Origin of the sequence: Methanobacterium paludis, from assembly GCF_000214725.1 — an archaeon.
GTDB lineage: Archaea > Methanobacteriota > Methanobacteria > Methanobacteriales > Methanobacteriaceae > Methanobacterium_C > Methanobacterium_C paludis.
The window spans coordinates 632,145-649,258 of record NC_015574.1 but is presented as its reverse complement, the minus strand read 5'-3'; the positions used below and the strand labels follow the sequence as shown (position 1 = coordinate 649,258).

At 37.2% G+C, this 17,114-nt stretch carries 18 protein-coding genes and 1 tRNA gene; 8 read left to right on the top strand and 11 right to left on the bottom strand.

The annotated features are described in order from the left end of the window. Positions 1-282 precede the first annotated feature (282 nt). The 4 genes from MSWAN_RS03005 to MSWAN_RS02990 all read left to right on the top strand — a co-directional run bounded on the left by MSWAN_RS03005 (position 283) and on the right by MSWAN_RS02990 (position 2,444). Entirely contained in the window at positions 283-1,194 is a 912-nt protein-coding gene (locus MSWAN_RS03005) for a DUF5591 domain-containing protein (RefSeq protein ID WP_013825139.1), read from the top strand. A gap of 176 nt (positions 1,195-1,370) precedes the next feature. Further along, positions 1,371-1,661 carry a metal-sulfur cluster assembly factor gene (locus tag MSWAN_RS03000; protein ID WP_013825138.1) on the top strand — a complete coding sequence of 97 codons (291 nt, stop codon included), beginning with the start codon at positions 1,371-1,373 and terminating at the stop codon, positions 1,659-1,661. Further along, the gene (locus MSWAN_RS02995) at positions 1,662-2,207 is read left to right on the top strand and encodes an adenylate kinase (protein ID WP_013825137.1); all 546 of its coding nucleotides are present in this window, start codon (positions 1,662-1,664) and stop codon (positions 2,205-2,207) included. A gap of 164 nt (positions 2,208-2,371) precedes the next feature. Beyond that, positions 2,372-2,444: transfer RNA gene (locus MSWAN_RS02990), tRNA-Ile, on the top strand. A 452-nt stretch (positions 2,445-2,896) separates the two neighbouring features. On the opposite strand, the gene trpD is transcribed toward MSWAN_RS02990, so the two are convergent. Genes trpD through trpE form a run of 7 tightly spaced genes read right to left on the bottom strand, consistent with a single transcriptional unit; the run spans position 2,897 to position 9,648 of the window. Further along, a complete protein-coding gene (trpD, locus tag MSWAN_RS02985; RefSeq protein ID WP_013825136.1) occupies positions 2,897-3,973 on the bottom strand; it encodes an anthranilate phosphoribosyltransferase in 1,077 nt (358 codons plus the stop codon). A 29-nt stretch (positions 3,974-4,002) separates the two neighbouring features. Next, entirely contained in the window at positions 4,003-4,845 is an 843-nt protein-coding gene (gene trpA / locus MSWAN_RS02980) for a tryptophan synthase subunit alpha (RefSeq protein ID WP_013825135.1), read from the bottom strand. Continuing rightward, positions 4,842-6,023: a tryptophan synthase subunit beta gene (trpB, locus tag MSWAN_RS02975; RefSeq protein ID WP_013825134.1), complete on the bottom strand. Its 1,182-nt coding sequence runs from the start codon at positions 6,021-6,023 to the stop codon at positions 4,842-4,844. The genes trpA and trpB overlap by 4 nt, the downstream gene beginning before the upstream one ends. 58 nt (positions 6,024-6,081) lie before the next feature. Beyond that, positions 6,082-6,777, bottom strand: a complete 696-nt coding sequence (locus MSWAN_RS02970) for a phosphoribosylanthranilate isomerase (RefSeq protein WP_013825133.1) — start codon at positions 6,775-6,777, stop codon at positions 6,082-6,084. A gap of 20 nt (positions 6,778-6,797) precedes the next feature. Then, on the bottom strand, positions 6,798-7,685 hold the full coding sequence (locus tag MSWAN_RS02965; protein ID WP_013825132.1) for an indole-3-glycerol phosphate synthase TrpC: 888 nt from the start codon (positions 7,683-7,685) through the stop codon (positions 6,798-6,800). After that, positions 7,682-8,257 carry an anthranilate synthase component II gene (locus MSWAN_RS02960; RefSeq protein ID WP_013825131.1) on the bottom strand — a complete coding sequence of 192 codons (576 nt, stop codon included), beginning with the start codon at positions 8,255-8,257 and terminating at the stop codon, positions 7,682-7,684. Before MSWAN_RS02960 ends, MSWAN_RS02965 begins: the two co-directional genes overlap by 4 nt. Then, a complete protein-coding gene (gene trpE, locus MSWAN_RS02955; RefSeq protein ID WP_013825130.1) occupies positions 8,254-9,648 on the bottom strand; it encodes an anthranilate synthase component I in 1,395 nt (464 codons plus the stop codon). The genes MSWAN_RS02960 and trpE overlap by 4 nt, the downstream gene beginning before the upstream one ends. A gap of 348 nt (positions 9,649-9,996) precedes the next feature. Between trpE and MSWAN_RS02950 the strand changes: the two genes are divergently transcribed. Beyond that, on the top strand, positions 9,997-10,500 hold the full coding sequence (locus MSWAN_RS02950) for an amino acid-binding ACT domain-containing protein (protein WP_013825129.1): 504 nt from the start codon (positions 9,997-9,999) through the stop codon (positions 10,498-10,500). A gap of 130 nt (positions 10,501-10,630) precedes the next feature. Here the strand turns inward: MSWAN_RS02950 and MSWAN_RS02945 are convergent, their stop codons facing one another. Continuing rightward, on the bottom strand, positions 10,631-10,882 hold the full coding sequence (locus tag MSWAN_RS02945; protein ID WP_013825128.1) for a HypC/HybG/HupF family hydrogenase formation chaperone: 252 nt from the start codon (positions 10,880-10,882) through the stop codon (positions 10,631-10,633). 274 nt (positions 10,883-11,156) lie between these two features. Here MSWAN_RS02945 and MSWAN_RS02940 point away from each other — a divergent pair, with 274 nt between their 5' ends. Beyond that, positions 11,157-12,446, top strand: coding sequence for an FAD-dependent oxidoreductase (locus tag MSWAN_RS02940; RefSeq protein ID WP_013825127.1), 1,290 nt, complete (start codon positions 11,157-11,159; stop codon positions 12,444-12,446). A gap of 198 nt (positions 12,447-12,644) precedes the next feature. On the opposite strand, the gene MSWAN_RS02935 is transcribed toward MSWAN_RS02940, so the two are convergent. From MSWAN_RS02935 to MSWAN_RS02925, 3 genes are all read right to left on the bottom strand, one after another. Further along, a complete protein-coding gene (locus MSWAN_RS02935; protein WP_013825126.1) occupies positions 12,645-12,830 on the bottom strand; it encodes a hypothetical protein in 186 nt (61 codons plus the stop codon). A 38-nt stretch (positions 12,831-12,868) separates the two neighbouring features. After that, positions 12,869-13,918, bottom strand: coding sequence for a glycosyltransferase (locus MSWAN_RS02930; protein ID WP_013825125.1), 1,050 nt, complete (start codon positions 13,916-13,918; stop codon positions 12,869-12,871). A gap of 177 nt (positions 13,919-14,095) precedes the next feature. Further along, positions 14,096-14,896: a TrmB family transcriptional regulator gene (locus MSWAN_RS02925; RefSeq protein ID WP_013825124.1), complete on the bottom strand. Its 801-nt coding sequence runs from the start codon at positions 14,894-14,896 to the stop codon at positions 14,096-14,098. Between the two features lie 302 nt (positions 14,897-15,198). Here MSWAN_RS02925 and MSWAN_RS02920 point away from each other — a divergent pair, with 302 nt between their 5' ends. Together MSWAN_RS02920 and MSWAN_RS02915 are read left to right on the top strand one after the other, a co-directional pair. After that, positions 15,199-15,939 carry an ABC transporter ATP-binding protein gene (locus MSWAN_RS02920; protein WP_013825123.1) on the top strand — a complete coding sequence of 247 codons (741 nt, stop codon included), beginning with the start codon at positions 15,199-15,201 and terminating at the stop codon, positions 15,937-15,939. Next, on the top strand, positions 15,936-17,108 hold the full coding sequence (locus MSWAN_RS02915; protein ID WP_013825122.1) for an ABC transporter permease: 1,173 nt from the start codon (positions 15,936-15,938) through the stop codon (positions 17,106-17,108). The genes MSWAN_RS02920 and MSWAN_RS02915 overlap by 4 nt, the downstream gene beginning before the upstream one ends. Positions 17,109-17,114: the final 6 nt, after the last annotated feature.

Below are 17,114 nucleotides of genomic sequence, written 5' to 3'. Positions count from 1 at the left end.
GATATATAATGTTCTAAAGGTATTTTTACTATTTTTTACAACTTTTTTTAATTTTTTTAATCCCATTCCATATTTTTTAACCATTTATTAATTAATGAAAAAGCCATTGAAAAAAAGTTATTTAATATGTAATAGGTTATTTAACAAAAAACAAAGTAAATAAATATAGTTCTTAAAAATATTTTATAATCATTTTATCTTTATTTAAAAATAAATTTCTTTAAAAATAAAATTTCATAAATTTCTTTAATAAAAAATAGTTTCAGATCCTGAGGAAAACCAATGAAAATCCCATGTATAATAGAAGAATCTCTTCACAGGCCAGAAGCCCGTAGATGGAGACAGAGAATGAGTTTACTTGAACCTGTCGGTGATGTGGTAGTTGTACTCCCCTGCAGTATGAAAAAACCCTACTCAATATCCAAATCCCACACAATATTCATGAGAGCAACCAAAAAAGTGCAGGAAGCAATTCTAACCTCTCCATTTGGGGTTTGTCCCCGAGAAATGGAAAGAACCTATCCCATACAATCCTATGATACATCAACAACCGGAGACTGGTCCCGGGAAGAAATAGATGTTACAGGAGAATGTCTCAGAGATTATGTGGGTGGAAAAGAGGTTATAGCACATGTTTCAGGAGGTTACAGAGAAGTCTGTGAAGCCTACCTTGACGATGCAGTTTACACCTGTGAAGATGGCAGACCCACATCATGGGAATCCATGGACAACCTTAAGCAGGAGCTCAAAAAACATCCAAAACCTAGGGCAAATGAAAAAAGATTGCACGGTCTACGATCCATAGCCCGGTACCAGTTCAACACTCTTGACGCTGATGCTTTAATACCTGATGGATCTAAGGCAGTGGGACGTTTTAACCAGAATATAATCCATGAAAAGGAACAGATCGCAACTCTACTTTTTGAAACAGGATTTTACTCCCTCAGCATGAAAGGAGGAGAAATCTTGAGGGATATGGGCAAAAAATGGGTCAAAATAGACTTTGATCTTAAAACAAACACAGTTTTTGCGCCAGGTGTACTTGATGCAGACCCAGATATTGTTCCAAAGGATGAGGTTGTAATCCTGAGAAACGACGAAGTTGTTGGGGTGGGTAAAGCAGTTTTAACCGGCAAAGAAATGAAAAACGCCAGCATTGGTATTGCAGTGAAGTTAAGACACAGAAAAAAGTAAAAAAATTATAAACAAAGTATAAATATCATGAATAGATTATAGAAAAATACATTCATTCAATACAAAAAAATCTAAGAATCCTTCATTTAAGGTTAATACATATTCATTTATGATGAAGGACAAATTTGGATAAAAATGTGCAATTAAAATATAATTGCCTAATTTTGAGGGATAAAATGAGCGAAGACATAGCTATAAAAGTAAAAGAAGCACTTTCAAAGATACCTGATCCTCATATGGGAGTTAGTATCGTTGAACTGGGAATCGTAGGTGACATCGAAGTTAACGAGAAAGAGAAAACCGCTAAAATCGTCATTATACCAACAAACCCCGGATGTATGAGCGCAGCCAACATAGCAATGCAGGCCAGGATCGAAGCTGAGAAACTCGACGAAATTGACAAAGCAGAGATCGTTGTTGAAGGCCATATGATGGCAGACGCCATATGTGAGATGGTGAATAAATAAATGGTTCAATGGAACCTCGCCGCTGTGGTGGGTGTTCCTGGAGTTGGTAAAACATCACTGTGCAGACAGGCCGCAAAGGATCTGGAATGCACCCATGTGAATTACGGAGAACTTATGCTTGAGGTTGCAAGGCAAAAAGGCCTTGCCTCAACCGATTCTGAGATGTTCAGTCTGGATATTGATGTTCAACACCAGATCTGGAGAACTGCTGCAGAAGAGATCAAAGGGATGAGTAACGTCCTTGTAGACCTCCATGGAGTGGATAAATCTCAGATAGGTTACATAATTTCTTTGCCAATTGAAACCATATTCCCAGACATAATTATTATAATCGAATCAACATGCATCAACATAATGGAAAGGCGGCATAACGACCCATCCAAAAGAAGGATCATAGAGGATATAAAAAGTATAAAAGAGCATATGAAACTTTTAAGGAGTTCTATTGCAACATGTTCTGTTATTTTAGGATGCACTTTTACAGTACTGCAGAATAATGATTTTGATGAATGTCTTGATGAACTTGTTGATATTTTAGGCAAATAATTGAATATATTAATAAAAGATGCCATGAAATGATTCAGATCCTCAAAAGGTTGGAGACTCATGGGAAAAAGATATATATGATGAAGATTAAATCTTGAATCTACCCTTACATCTTTTAAATAATTTTAAATTGAATGTGCTGATCCATAAATTTATGAGTTTGTGGGCCCGTGGCTCAGGCGGTAGAGCGCACGGCTGATAACCGTGAGGCCCTGGGTTCGAATCCCAGCGGGCCCATTCCATTTTGATAGTTTTGCTATAAACTTTTTTTAATCATTCAGAATTAGTAATTTCACTACAACTTTTTCTAATAAAATAAAAATAAGAAATTTAGAAACTATTAATTTTAGATTACCATTGTAATTTGGTTATTTACAAAAATTTTCAACTCAATTTAAAAAAGTTAGATAATTATGTGAATATATTTTCATGAAATTTTGTGAATATTCCCTATCAAAGTAAATATTATTTTCAAAAAAGATTTCAAAAAATTTATATCTAGGTAGTTTATAATAATAAATTGGAGCAATGGTAAATCAAGGTAAATATATAATTACCTCATTTTTTACCTCTTTTTTATTTATTTTTGTCTACAATAGTTTATTTTGAGTTTATTCCGGTTTTATTTAATTATTTTAACTATTGAATAGTTTAACCCCAATTTAGAACATGAAACTATCATGAAATTATTATTTGCAACATGAAAGATTGGGAACTTCTGCTTCTTTACTTACATCCACAAATTCTTCAAGTTTCTTCAGTGCTTTGCCTGATTCAACAGCTGCACGGGCAGTTTTAACACCCTCTTCAAGATTTTCTGCTTTTCCGGCTATGAAAAGGATTGCACCTGCATTTGCAAGGCATAGATCAAGGCGGGCTTCATCTTTTTCATTCTCTTTTTTCCCTTCTAAAACTTTTCTTACAACATTTAAATTACCTTCAAGAGTTTTAGGAGCTTTTATATGATCAGGATTGACTTTTTCAAGTCCAAAATCTTCAGGATAAATTTCATGCACCTTGATAACTCCATCATCAAGGATTGCAACACGAGTTTTTCCTATGGTTGAAATTTCATCCATTGCAGGCTCACCTTTATCATCAAACCCGTGTACAACCATTGCCCTTTTGAGTCCGAGGTTTCTAAGAACTTTTGCAACCACATCCACGTATTCCGGGTCAAAAACTCCGAGAAGCTGAATATCCGCATTTGCAGGGGATGTTAGTGGCCCTAAAATGTTGAAAACCGTTCGAATTCCAAGCCCTCGCCTTACAGGCATTACATTCTTCATTGCAGGGTGAAAGTTAGGGGCAAACATGAACCCTATGCCTGCATTTTCAAGGCATTTCTCCACACCCTGCTTATCACAGTTTATATCAACTCCAAGAGCCTCTAAAATATCAGCCCCACCACATATGCTTGTTATACTGCGGTTTCCATGTTTTGCAATGGCAACTCCGCATGATGCTGCAATTATTGCCGCTGCAGTGCTCACGTTGAAGGTTTTAAACCTGTCACCACCAGTACCACACGTATCAACAAGTGGCAAATCTATAGTGTGGGACACGTTTATGCAAACATCCCTCATAGCCTTTACAAATCCTGTTATCTCCGTAGCAGTCTCACCTTTGATTGCAAGTGCGGTCAAAAATGATGAGATATGAATATCACTTGCATTACCGCCCATTATTTCTACCATACACTTGTAAGATTCTTCTTCATCTAAATCGTGTCCGGCTACAACTTTTTTTAAGCTTTCTGCAATCATAACATCACCAACCTCTATTTAGTTATCTCTTAATTTCGGGTTGCTTCCTTCAAATTACTGCAGGAATTTCCTATTTTTGTTTTTATGCTCTCGTAATCATCAAGATTTTCTGCAATAACATTTATGAGTGCGCTTCCCACGATTGCACCATCAGCCCCTGCTTCAATAACCTCAGTTACATGCTCCGGCTTTGAAATTCCAAAACCTACACATATGGGAATATCTGTGTGGCTGCGCATTCTTTCAACCAGTTCAACAGTGCTGGTTTTAACTTCAGACCTTGCACCTGTGACTCCCATGACTGATACCACGTAAAGAAATCCTGAACACATGTCTGCAATCTGTTTAAGCCTTTCATTGCTGGTGGTTTGTGCGGCAATGAATATCGGATCCACCCCATACTTTCGGGCTGTTTTTACTGCATCCTGTGCTTCTTCAGGTGGCAGATCTGCTGCAAGTACACCGTTTACACCGACTTCACTTGCATTTTTATAAAACTCATCGATTCCCATCTTGTAGATGAGGTTGTAATATACCAGAAGTCCTATCGGAATGCCTGTAAATTCACGGACTCTTTTTATAAATTCAAATCCTTTTTTTGTGGTCATGCCTGTATTGGATGCCCTTATATCTGCATTTTGCACGGTTGGGCCGTCTGCAACAGGATCACTGAATGTAAATCCTATTTCAAGACTGTCTGCTCCACTTTCAACCAGTTTTTTCACGATCTGGAGTGATGTTTCAAAATCAGGGTCTCCTGCAACAACAAATGGTATGAATGCCCCTTCACCTTTATCTTTAACTTTTTTGAACATTTCCAAATAGGAGTCTACCTTGATTTTATTATTTTGAGTGTTGTTATTTGGATTCATATCTTCTCACCCATTTCTTTGGCAACTATAAACATGTCCTTGTCCCCTCTTCCTGAAAGGTTCACAACTATGGTTTTTCCCTTGTTCTCTTCCATTTTAGCATATTTTATAGCATATGCAACTGCATGGGAACTTTCAAGGGCAGGTATTATTCCTTCGTATTTTGATAACAGTTCAAATCCTTCTAGTGCCTCTTTGTCTGTTACTGCAACATATTTTGCACGTCCTGTGACCTTGAGGTAGGCGTGTTCAGGTCCAACTCCAGGGTAGTCCAGACCTGCTGAAATTGAACTAGCCTCGTTGATCTGGCCATCATCGTTTTGAAGTACAAATGAAAGTGAACCATGAAGTACTCCCTCAGTACCTTTACAAAGGGTTGCTCCTGTATTTTCAGTTTCCACTCCATCTCCACCACCTTCAACACCTATCAGATCCACCTCTTCGTGGTCTATGAACTCTGAAAATATTCCCATGGAGTTGCTTCCCCCTCCAACACATGCTATAACCACATCTGGAAGTTTACCTTCTTTTTCTAAGATCTGTTTCTTTGCTTCACGTCCTATAACACTCTGGAAATGTTTAACCATTGTTGGGTAAGGATGGGGTCCCATTGTCGAGCCTATGAGGTAATGGGTGGTTTCAACGTTGGTGATCCAGTCCCTGAACGCCTCGTTTATCGCATCTTTAAGGGTGCAGGATCCTGATTCAACGGGTGTTACGCCGGCACCTGAAAGTTCCATCCTGAAAACGTTCAATTTCTGCCTTTCCACGTCCTCACTTCCCATGTAAACCTCAACTGGTATTCCAAGCATTGCCCCAACAACTGCAGTTGCAATTCCATGCTGCCCTGCCCCAGTTTCAGCAATTAACCTCGTTTTTCCCATGTACTTGGCAAGGAGTCCCTGTCCAAGAGTGTTGTTTATTTTATGAGCTCCTGTGTGCAGCATATCCTCTCTTTTGAGGTAAATTTTGCATCCAAGTTTTTTTGATAAGTTGCTGGCGTAGTAAAGGCCTGTTGGCCTTCCTGCAAACTCACGCAGGTAAAATTCCAGTTCCTCATTGAACTTTTTATCATCTTTGTACTTCAAAAAAGCCTTTTCAAGTTCTTCAAGCGCAGGTATGATGAGTTCAGGAACAAAAACTCCCCCATATTTACCAAATTTACCTTTTGTTATCATTAAATCACCTCTAAAACAATTTTAAATTAATTTTTTTACCATTAAAATCTGTTACACATTAATCTACCATTAATTCACAAATATCTTCTATTTTATCCGGATTTTTAATTCCAGGGGCATCCTCAACACCAGAATTAACATCAACATAATCAAAAACCTTATTCAACATTTTTCGGTTATTTTTAATTCTTTCTGCGTTCATTCCACCCGCAATAAAGATTTTTATATTATTATTCACATCTTTTGCAGCTTTTGCAGCTTCAGTTACGATATCAAGTGGCAGTTGCTTTCCAGTTCCCCCACTTTTACCTTTAACTTCATAATCAAAGAGCAGTGCATCACAAACCATTGCAAATCCTTTTATCTCTTCCATTTTAGCATCTCTTCTGCTACCCTCAAGTCCCGGGGAAATTCCCACCGCCCGAATAATCTCCAGATCCCTTTCATGAGCATTTTTTCTGTAGCTGTCAATCCATTTGATATACTTTATTTCAGCTTTTGAAAGTGAATGCAGTTGTAATGTTTTTATATCTGTCTTCTTTGACTTCATTATTGCTTCTTCAGAATTTTCAGGCTCAATTACAAGTACTGCTTTGAATTTATCCCTTAAATTAGAAACTAAATCTTTTATTTCGTTGATCTCCATAAATCTCTTGGATCTTTCAATGTTTATAAATCCTATAAGGTCAACGCAGGATTTTTCAGATTTCATGACGTCTTCCGGTCTTGTCATCCCACAGATTTTGATTTTCATTTTAATCAACCTAAATCTCTTCAATTACTAGTTCTCTCAACCTTGGAACCATTAAGAACATTTATTATCCCATTGGCAGCTTCAAACATTTTAGATTTATTATTTTCACCCATTATGCCCGTACCTATTAAAATTGCATCCGCACCATAACTTGCAAGAAGTTTTGCATCATCTGGAGTCTTTACACCACTTTCAGATACAAGAACAATCTCTGGAGGCACGTATCCTGCAAGTTTCTGGGTTTTTTTGAGGTCAATTGTGAAATCTTCAAAATTCCTGTTGTTTATTCCAATTATCTGAGCCCCGGCCTTCAAAGCTCCTTCTATATCAACCCGGTTTTTGCATTCTACCAGTGCATCAATTCCAAGATCGTTGCACAGATTTATTCCACTACTTAAATCTGGATAAACTCCGCAAATCAGGAGAACAGCGCTTGCACCTGCAAGTTTTGCCTCGTAAATCTGGTACTCGTCAAGTACAAAGTCCTTTCTCAGTAGGGGAAGTTCAGTTATTTTCGAAGCAGATTTTAGATTATTTAAACTGCCCTTGAAAAAATTCTTCTCTGTCAAAATTGAAACTGCACTTGCACCTGATTCTCCAAAAACATCCAATGCATCTTTAATAGGTGCAGATGAGATATCCCCCATTGATGGAGATGCTGGTTTGTATTCACAGATAACACAGACATTTTCTTCATGGGTTATCGAATCTTTGAAGATCTCTGCATTTTTTGGATTTCTTGTCTTGAGATTTTCTGTTTTTAAGGGATTTTTTGACCTACTAACAAAACCCTTACTTCCATCAGAAATATCCTCAAATTGAGATTTTAAATCTTTTAATGGTTTTATTTCCATTGTTTTTTGAAGATCTTTCCTTCTCTGGCTTATTATGTCCTGAATCTGTATCATGCGTTTATCTCCAGGAAGTTTTTCAGGATTTTTAGACCCTCATCAGTGCCAACAGATTCTGGATGAAATTGGAGTCCATAAATACGATTTTCACGATGTTTTATCCCCATTATCAGACCTTCGCTGGTTCTTGCAGTGACTTCCATGCATTCAGGGATTGTAGCATCATTGCAGAGGAGTGAATGGTACCTTGCAGCTGGAAGTGGATTTTTTACACCCTTGAAAATCCCATTTTCAGTGTGAAAAATCTCACTCTGCTTACCGTGTACAGGCTCTGTGAGAATTATATCACCACCAAAAGCTGCAAATATTCCCTGATGTCCAAGACAAACTCCAAGAATTGGTATTTCACATCCAAGCTCCCTTATAACCTGCATGCAGACACCAAAATCCCTTTTATTTTTTGGATTGCCCGGGCCTGGTGAAATTATTATTCTATCTGGTTTGAGCTTTTTTATTTCATCTAATGTGATCTCATCATTTCTTTTGACCATTATGTCCTCATAAAGTTCCCCAACCAGCTGGTAAAGATTGTAAGTGAATGAATCGTAGTTGTCGATTATGAGTATCATCTTGCATCACCGGATTCTGCATCGCTTGCAACTTCAAGAGCTTTTGTGAGTGCTCCTGCTTTGTTCTCGCATTCATAGTACTCTTCTTCCGGAATTGAATCGTGGACTATTCCTGCACCTGCCTGTATCCTGGCACGGTTTCCATCGCATACCATTGTACGTATTGTGATTGCGAAGTCTGCATTCCCGTTGAGGGAGAAGTAACCAACTGCTCCTGCGTATGGTCCCCTTGGAATTCCTTCAAGTTCATCGATTATTTCCATTGCCCGGATTTTGGGGGCTCCACTCAATGTTCCGGCCGGAAACATTGCTGAAAATGCATCTACTGCAGTTTTATCAGATCTTAATTTTCCTTCAACCTTGGATACCATGTGCTGGACATGGGAATACTTCTTCACACCCATGTACTCTGGAACATGGACAGATCCAAATTCACTGACCTTTCCAACGTCATTTCTTGCCAGATCCACAAGCATCAGGTGCTCTGCCCTTTCCTTTTCATCAGTTAAAAGCTCTTTTTTGAGTTTTTCATCTTCATAAACTGTTTTTCCCCTTTTTCTGGTGCCTGCAATTGGGAAAGTTTCAATTTTGTTTCCTTCAACTCTTACAAGCATTTCAGGGCTTGATCCTATGATCTCACGTTCTCCAAGTTTCAGATGGTACATGTATGGGGATGGGTTTATTTTGCGGAGTCTTTCATAAAAAGAGAGTTTACTACCCTTGATCTCATATTCACGAGCATTTGAAATGACGCTCTGGAATATTTCACCGGCTTTTATTCTTTTTTTAGCCTCAACAACCATTTCCTCATATTTTTCCTTGGAGAAGTAATGGTTCGTTTCGTGGAAGGTCAGCCCTTCCATATGAACCTCAGGTAATTCTTTTTTTGAGACTTCCTGAATTTCTTCAAGCCTGTTCTCACCCAGAGTAACGTATTCACATTTGTTGTGAATTCTATCAAAAATTACTGCATCCAGGAACAATCCAAATTCAAAATCCGGGTGTGAGAACTCTTTAAGATCAATGGGTTCGAAGTGCCTGACAGATTCGTATGAAACGTACCCTACAAGTCCACCATTAAAACCTTTCTTTTCGTTGCTTGTTGATGTTAATTTCCTTATTTCATCAAAGGGGTTTTTTATTTCAATTTCCTGTTTTTCCCCATCTTTTTCTATTTCAAGCACATTTTGATAGGCTTTTAAGGTTGCTACCGGTTTGAATCCGAGTACTGAAAACCTTGCAAGTCCGCTGTCGCTTTCCATTGATTCAAGTAAAAATGCATCGGGATAGTTGCTGTATATCCGTTTAAATAGTTCAAAAGGAGAATCAAAATTAAGATCTGTAGTTCTGGGTTCGCCTATTTTTAAATTGTAGTCGCCAAAAACATTCACTACTTTTCATGTTGTACACCTTAATAATTTTATTTCAATTCAAGTTTAGACCAATAATCATTCTAATTAAGTTTTTTTGTCGAAAAATGATCAAGTCAATTCAAGTTTTTAGCAGTTCAGGACAAATAATCCATGAATCACGTTTTAAATCACTTTCTTTCAAGAACGATGATTTCGGATCTAAGTTCCATACTGTAAATCAAATCTCACTTAAAAGACTATATACATCATAGTACTATTTAAAGCTTTAGTGTACATAATTGTACATAAAGTTAAATAGGTGTACAAAACAAAAGAATTATAGTTACAATTGAGAAAGTACACAAAATGGAAATCAGGTGAAATGTTATGTGGGATAGAATAAAACACAAATTCGAGAAATTTCCAGCACGTATGGCTGTTGCAAGAAAAATAGTTGAACTTGGACTTAAAGTTGGTGAAAACGGCAAAATATACTGTGGAAACGTGGAAATAAGCGATGTAGCCCTTGCAAAATCATCAGGAGTTGACAGACGTACCATAAAGGCAACTGTAAACGTTATACTCCAAGACGAACAGCTTTCAGCCATATTCCGGAACATGCATCCTGCAGGGGCTCTCCTGAAAAACATTGCAAACAACCTGGGATTTGGAGTTGTGGAAATAGAAGCCCACGCTGGAAACCCCGGAATACTTGCAAAATCCACTGAACTCATATCTCTTGAAGGTATAAGCATACGTCAGGCCCATGCAGATGACCCTGAACTTGAGGAACATCCACGTCTCACATTAATAACAGAAAAACCTGTTAAAGGTGAGTTAATAAATGAGTTTTTAAAGATACCCGGTGTTAAGAGGGTTTCTATCTATTAAAGTAGCGGGTTTCAATCTATTAGAATAGCATTTAAAAGTAAGGTGCATTTACTAAGTAAGTGCATTACTAGGGTATAGTTAAATTTTAATAATTTATATTGAAAAATAGGAAAAAGTAAAAAAAATTCAATTATTTAGCTTTTGAATTTTCTTTATCTTCTTCATCAAGGATCTCTAAAAGCTCATCCCATGCTTCCAGGGATTCTTCTGCTTCTTGCTGTGTTAAAACCTCTATAGCATATCCTGAATGAACCAGAACGTACCTACCAACATCTAAGTCTCCCACTAAGTCCAGTTTAGCTTGCTGTCTTACTCCACCGAAGTCAACGGTGGCAACATTGTCTTTGATTTCAACGATCTGAGCTGGTGCTGCAATACACATTTGTAATCTCCCCTTATCAAATTAATTATCTGAAAACATTGTTTTTTAAAGATTTATCTTTTGTATAATCTCTAATTTCATATTCCATCAATCTTATCAGACAGAATATTTGAATATCTTCTTTTGAATATCTTTTTAAATTTAATACAACTGTTTCTTTAATATCTAAATTTGTAAACAGTTAAAGATACCTCTTGTGCTCATACAACTGCACTATTTTAATAATTTTAATATGTGCTTTTACCATATAAAAATATGTTCTGGAGGAAAAATCATGAAAATCGTAGTTATTGGTGGGGGGCCTGGAGGCAGGACAGCTGCAATTGAAGCAGCAGAACTTGGAGAAGACGTTACATTGATTGAAAGGAATAAAATTGGGGGAAAATGCCTTAATGAGGGCTGTATGGTTATATGTGGCCTCAATGATGTTGCTAAATTCATAAGAAATACTGAAAGATTCAACGATATTGGAATTACAAATTTAAACCCTGAAATAGATTTTAAAAAAGTAACAAACGGGATAAAAGAAACAACAGGAAAAATAAGGCATGTTATAACAAACGAAACCCAAAAAGCCGGCGTGAATGTGGTAATGGGTGATGCAAAGCTTGAAGAAGGATTCGTATCAGTCGGCAGCAGCACCTACGAATACGACAAACTGATAATATCAACGGGTTCCCATCCATTTATCCCACCGATAAAAGGCGTTGAAACTGCAAAAACTTATAAAAACATATTAGAAATTGAAGAAATTCCCGAAAAAATGATTATAGTTGGTAGCGGTGTTATAGCCAGTGAATTTGCAGGTATATTCTCTGCAATGGGTACAGAAGTCCATATTCTCTGCAGGAATAAATTTTTAAAAATCCTTGATGATGATATCAAAAATTACGTGGTCCAGAAACTTCTTAAAGACGTTAAAATCCATGAAAATGTTTCAGTGACAGAAATCCGCCCAGATGGATTATCCACCACAAATGGCAACATGGAAGGCCTGGTTCTTCTTGCAGTGGGCCTGGTTCCAAATTCATACATAGCAAAGGATCTGGTCGATATCACTGATAATGGCGAAATAATTGTAAATAAAAGGATGGAAACAAGCCATATAAACATATACGCTGCAGGTGATGTTGTTGGAGGCATTACAAATACACCCGTTTCAAGGATGGAAGGGGTTGTTGCAGCTCGAAATGCCTGCGGTATCTCAGCTGAGGTAGATTACAGATTTATACCCAACTCAATATCCCTACAATACGACGTTGGTTTTTTAAGTTCCGACAATCCTGAAGGTGTTGAAGGGCACATACCAGGATCTGCAGGTCCTGGAGCGTTTTGGGATGTGCTTAGAGGTGAAACTGGAATTACCAAAGCCACTGTTGATGTTGAGAAGGGAGAAATTAAAAGTTTGTTTTCAATATCCCCATCGGCACGTACCAACATGGCGTACATGTCCAAACTTCTGCGCGATGGTTATGAAACCTATGATTTCGATAACTTTGTGGAAACACATCCTTCAACAGACGCTGTTTACAAGCTTTTGAGATTTTTCTCAAAATTTGGTTAAACCACTGGTTAAACTTAAAACAGATTTATAAAAAGAGCTTTATAAAATCCCAGTGAATTGAATTAAACCAGGAAATTTTAATTTATCTAAATAATTTAATCTTTAAGGAAAATTCAACCTAGTAACAGATTTTAAACTACAAAAAATAGTTAATTAAAGGTTAATTAAAAAAATAATTAAATTAAAATAATTAAATTTTTAGTATCTTTTTTTTCTAAGGAATTTAAGGAACAGAAATGCAATTACCGCCAGAACAACCAGTATAATCACTACAAACGCCATCATACCAAAAATTCCGAATAGAGCCATTTTTCCTAGAAGTCCAATTTTCCCAATACCCGCGGCTTTACCCAAACCCACCTTTAAAACTGGTAAACTTAACAATAAAACACCTCAAATTTTTTAAGTTAAATTTAAATCAATTAATTTTCATTGATACGATTGTAGATTATCTTTGCAATGTTATCTGATGCATTTAAAACATCCGGACCGTACTTGGAAGCATTTCGTTTCATTTCATCCATGTTTTCAAATGCATCGTGTAATACATCTTCTATTTCATCCAATTCACTTTCAAGAACTGCTCCTTCAAAAACAGCAGCAAGGTTGTGGTAGCGGCCGTATTTTACGCCTAAAAGTGCCACAATTGGTAAATTACATGCTATGGATTCCTGTATCATCATTCCATCATCTGTGACTACAGCAATATCAACGAGTTTGTAAAGATCGCGTATCCAATCTATATAACCTAAATATATGACTTTTTCATCATCAAAGTACTTCATGTACTCTTTTTCAAGTGGATCCCCAACCACGAGGATGTTAGCATTTATTCCACTTTTACCAAGCTTTGATACTGCAACTGCCATCTTCTCAAAGAGAGTTGAACCAGAAGACAGTAATATGGTTGGAAGATTCTTATCATAAGATTCTGGCATCTTTTTGAGGGCTTTTTCCCTATCCCCTATTACAACATCGGGATTTACTGGAGAATATGCTTTATGTATGTTTTTGTCTTTGATATCCATTTGGAAAAGGTTTGATTCAGGTAGGGCAACTGTTGTGGTTATTCTTGTACAAACTCGGGCATCTGCAGGAGTTATCAAGATTCCAACAGAGGGAATGTTGGCCATTTTAGCAGCCAGACATCCGATAACTGCTCCTCCACCTATAACTCCTACCACCACATCTGGACGGACTTTTCTGCACAGTTTTGCAGCTTCAAGAACTGCCTTTGAAGTTCTTAACCCTGCTCTCATCAGGGTTTTTTTGGTTGCTGCATGGCCACCGGCCTGTGGTATGCTGGTTTTGTGCCATGTTAAACCCTTTTTTTTGAGAAGTAATCCTGGTGCGCTGTGGTCAAGTGCAAATTCACACTCAACATTGTATTTTGATAATGCATTTGCAATGTTAAGGGCTGTTACGGCGTCTCCACCTATACCCCTTCCTGTAACAATAAATAATGCTTTCATTCAATCACCTTTAATTTAATAATAGTTAATTAATTCAAAATCAACATTAAAACTTGATTCAAACATTTCCATTAATATTTTATTTAAACTTGTTATTTCATCGCATTAATATTGAGTTTTATAATTAAAATATTGTTTTTCAAACTTTAATATTGGTAAGTTGATGAGGATATTATATTATGGATCCATAACCCTGTTAAAAAGTTCATTTTCCCATATAAACTCATATATTCCACTTATTGTTTCAACAAATTCTTGATATTGGTTCCAAATTCCTATTGAAGTATCTGGTAATACATTTTCTCCTTGAAACCTGCAAAATGAAATTAACATCTCTTTTTTATCCCTCAAAACCATTTTTATGTGAGGTATGCTCAACACCTTTATATCAAGACCTTGAAAATTTACTTCATCAGGTACATTCACCTGCTTACCATCAATCATGCAATAAGGCACTGTTATTATGCTTGTGGCAATACCTTTTTTAACAGAAGCCTCAAGGCTTTCCTTCAATTTCATGGGTTCTCCCTCGAACATGAACCCTCCCATTACAAAAAGTGATTCTTTTGCCCGGGAAATGATCTCGATCTCTTTTTTCACAAGTTTATCCTGGCCGTGAATCAACCATATGGGGGCAGGTACATTTGTTATATGGTTTTCATATATAACATTGAGTTCAGCTTCTGCATTAACCATACTATCTCTTATTTCATTCCTTGAATTTTCAAAAACTTCTTTTGGAGGTATAACATTAAATTTCAATGGTTTACCTCTACTTATCTCAATAAAGCCCTTTTTTTCAAGGGATTTTAGAACTTGATATATCTTTGAACGGGGTACCTCAGATACCTTGCTCACTTCTGTGGCTGTTCCAGATATAATGGATGTTAAAGCCAGATAAGTCCTGCTTTCATAGTCTGTAAGCCCCATGATCTTAAGGGCTTTCAATGTATCACGATTAACTGGAATATCAAACACCTCTGCTCCATTTTATACCCTGTTAGTTACACAAACTATAAAAAGCTGTTGCCCTTACCATGTAACATGAAAGTTGAAAAAGGATGATCTATTGGGGATAAATAATCAAATCATGTACTTTTTAGCATCAGATTTACTAAACAAGTTTCAATATTAATGTTCAAGCTTAAAGCAGAACATATTAATCAGGATATACTGAAGCATTTTATGAACTTGATTAGTTCTTAGTTTAATTCAAGAATTGCAAAGTCTAAGATTTAAAAAAAATGAAAAAACTGGAGATTAAAAAGGAAGTGGAATATATGGACAAAAAACTTGATCATGTCATTCAAACCTCCTCCTTAACGAAAAAGTTCGGTGAGTTTAAGGCTTTGGACAATCTAAATCTCAAAGTGAACAAAGGAGAAGTTTACGGGCTTTTAGGACCTAACGGGGCCGGTAAAACAACCACCATAAGAATACTCTGCGGCATCTCAAAGGCAACATCTGGAGATGCATTTCTTCTTGGAAAAATGATTTCAGATGAATCCGTAGCACCCCAAATAGGATATATGCCTCAGGAAACCGCACTCTATGATGGTTTAACAGTTAAACAGAACCTGGAATTTTATGGGGAGATCTTCGGCCTTAAAAAGGATAAAATAAACGACAGGATCGAGGAACTGCTCGATTTCATAGATCTTAAAAGGTGGAAGAACAAAATCGTTGGAAACCTGAGCGGCGGAATGAAGCACCGAGTATCACTGGCTTGTACGTTGATCCATGAACCTCAGATCCTTTTTCTGGATGAACCCACTGTAGGGGTTGACCCTGAGCTTCGAGTCTCATTTTGGAATTATTTCAACCTTCTGAAGGAGTCAGGTATAACAATTCTCATCACAACCCATTACATGGACGAGGCAAGACACTGCGACCGTATAGGGTTCATGAAGGGAGGAAAAATTATAGCAGAAGGTGAACCTCACCAATTGCTCCTAAAAACAGGTACTAAGTCACTTGAAGACGCATTTTTAGAGTTTTCAAAAAGTGAGGTGGCTTTATGAACCTTCGAAGAACCTTTGCCGTGACTAAACGGGTTTTTAGGGATATTAAAAATGATAAACGAACCATAGCATTGATGTTCATAGCCCCTATTTTTGCAATGTTCGTTTTTGGACTGGCCTTCAGTGGAGACGTTGAAAACGTTAATGTTGTAATAGTCAACCACGACCAGGGATTCCAGATGCCAAATGGGGAAAATGTCTCGTTTTCAGATAAGATCATATCTAATCTTGATAAAAAAGTTTTGAACATTGAATACATGAATAATGAAGATAAAGCCGTTGAAAAAGTTGAGGATGGCAAAGCATATGCAGTGATAGTTTTCCCTGAGAACTTTACCCAGGATGCTTACATGGGAATTACAAACTCTGGAATTGCGAACTCTAACTCCACACAAAGTTCATCTTCAATTAATAACACCCAGATAACAATAAAGGGAGATGAAAGTGTTATAAACATTAAAAACACCATACTGGGAACTGTTGGAGATGCAATAACCAAGACCATGAAAAATGAGGGTATAAACTCGCCAATTAATGTCAATTCTGATGCAGTTTACGGTAAAAACGCGGATTTCATAGACTTTTTCGTTCCAGGAATTATGGCATTTGTTGTTTATTTATTAACAACACTGCTCACACTGCTTGCATTTGTTGGTGAGAGAACTTCTGGCACTTTAGGTAGGCTTTTAGCAACACCATTAAAAGAAAGTGAAATTGTTTCAGGTTATGCTATGGCTTTTGGAATAATAGGAACAATACAGGCAGCATTTCTTCTGACTGTGGCCGTTCTTGTGTTTAACATTATGATCGTTGGAAATGTATTTCTAGCGTTCTTCGTGGTTGCACTTTTGGCCGTGGTGTCCCAGGCGCTGGGAATACTACTTTCAAGCCTCGCAAAAAGGGAAGGACAGGCCGTTCAGTTCATACCCTTCATAATATTGCCAGTTTTCCTGCTTTCAGGAGTTTTCTGGCCAGTAGAAGCAATTCCAACATGGTTGAGGCCATTGTCATATCTGGTTCCACCGACCTATGCAGTGGATGCCTGCCGTGCAGTTATGCTTAAAGGGTGGGGAATTCTCAAAATATGGCCGGACATCATTGCACTTGTAATATTTGCTGCGGTGTTCCTTATAATTGCAGTTTGGTCATTAAAAAGGAGGAAAGATTAAAAAGAT

Bases quoted from the DNA above. Each gene is read 5' to 3' on its own strand.
- trpA (WP_013825135.1), bottom strand. From the start codon at position 4,845: ATGAATCCAAATAACAACACTCAAAATAATAAAATCAAGGTAGACTCC.
- MSWAN_RS02915 (WP_013825122.1), top strand. From the start codon at position 15,936: ATGAACCTTCGAAGAACCTTTGCCGTGACTAAACGGGTTTTTAGGGAT.
- MSWAN_RS03000 (WP_013825138.1), top strand. From the start codon at position 1,371: ATGAGCGAAGACATAGCTATAAAAGTAAAAGAAGCACTTTCAAAGATA.
- MSWAN_RS02930 (WP_013825125.1), bottom strand. From the start codon at position 13,918: ATGAAAGCATTATTTATTGTTACAGGAAGGGGTATAGGTGGAGACGCC.
- MSWAN_RS03005 (WP_013825139.1), top strand. From the start codon at position 283: ATGAAAATCCCATGTATAATAGAAGAATCTCTTCACAGGCCAGAAGCC.
- MSWAN_RS02945 (WP_013825128.1), bottom strand. From the start codon at position 10,882: ATGTGTATTGCAGCACCAGCTCAGATCGTTGAAATCAAAGACAATGTT.
- MSWAN_RS02995 (WP_013825137.1), top strand. From the start codon at position 1,662: ATGGTTCAATGGAACCTCGCCGCTGTGGTGGGTGTTCCTGGAGTTGGT.
- MSWAN_RS02940 (WP_013825127.1), top strand. From the start codon at position 11,157: ATGAAAATCGTAGTTATTGGTGGGGGGCCTGGAGGCAGGACAGCTGCA.
- trpD (WP_013825136.1), bottom strand. From the start codon at position 3,973: ATGATTGCAGAAAGCTTAAAAAAAGTTGTAGCCGGACACGATTTAGAT.
- MSWAN_RS02960 (WP_013825131.1), bottom strand. From the start codon at position 8,257: ATGATACTCATAATCGACAACTACGATTCATTCACTTACAATCTTTAC.
- MSWAN_RS02965 (WP_013825132.1), bottom strand. From the start codon at position 7,685: ATGATACAGATTCAGGACATAATAAGCCAGAGAAGGAAAGATCTTCAA.
- MSWAN_RS02950 (WP_013825129.1), top strand. From the start codon at position 9,997: ATGTGGGATAGAATAAAACACAAATTCGAGAAATTTCCAGCACGTATG.
- trpB (WP_013825134.1), bottom strand. From the start codon at position 6,023: ATGATAACAAAAGGTAAATTTGGTAAATATGGGGGAGTTTTTGTTCCT.
- MSWAN_RS02970 (WP_013825133.1), bottom strand. From the start codon at position 6,777: ATGAAAATCAAAATCTGTGGGATGACAAGACCGGAAGACGTCATGAAA.
- MSWAN_RS02920 (WP_013825123.1), top strand. From the start codon at position 15,199: ATGGACAAAAAACTTGATCATGTCATTCAAACCTCCTCCTTAACGAAA.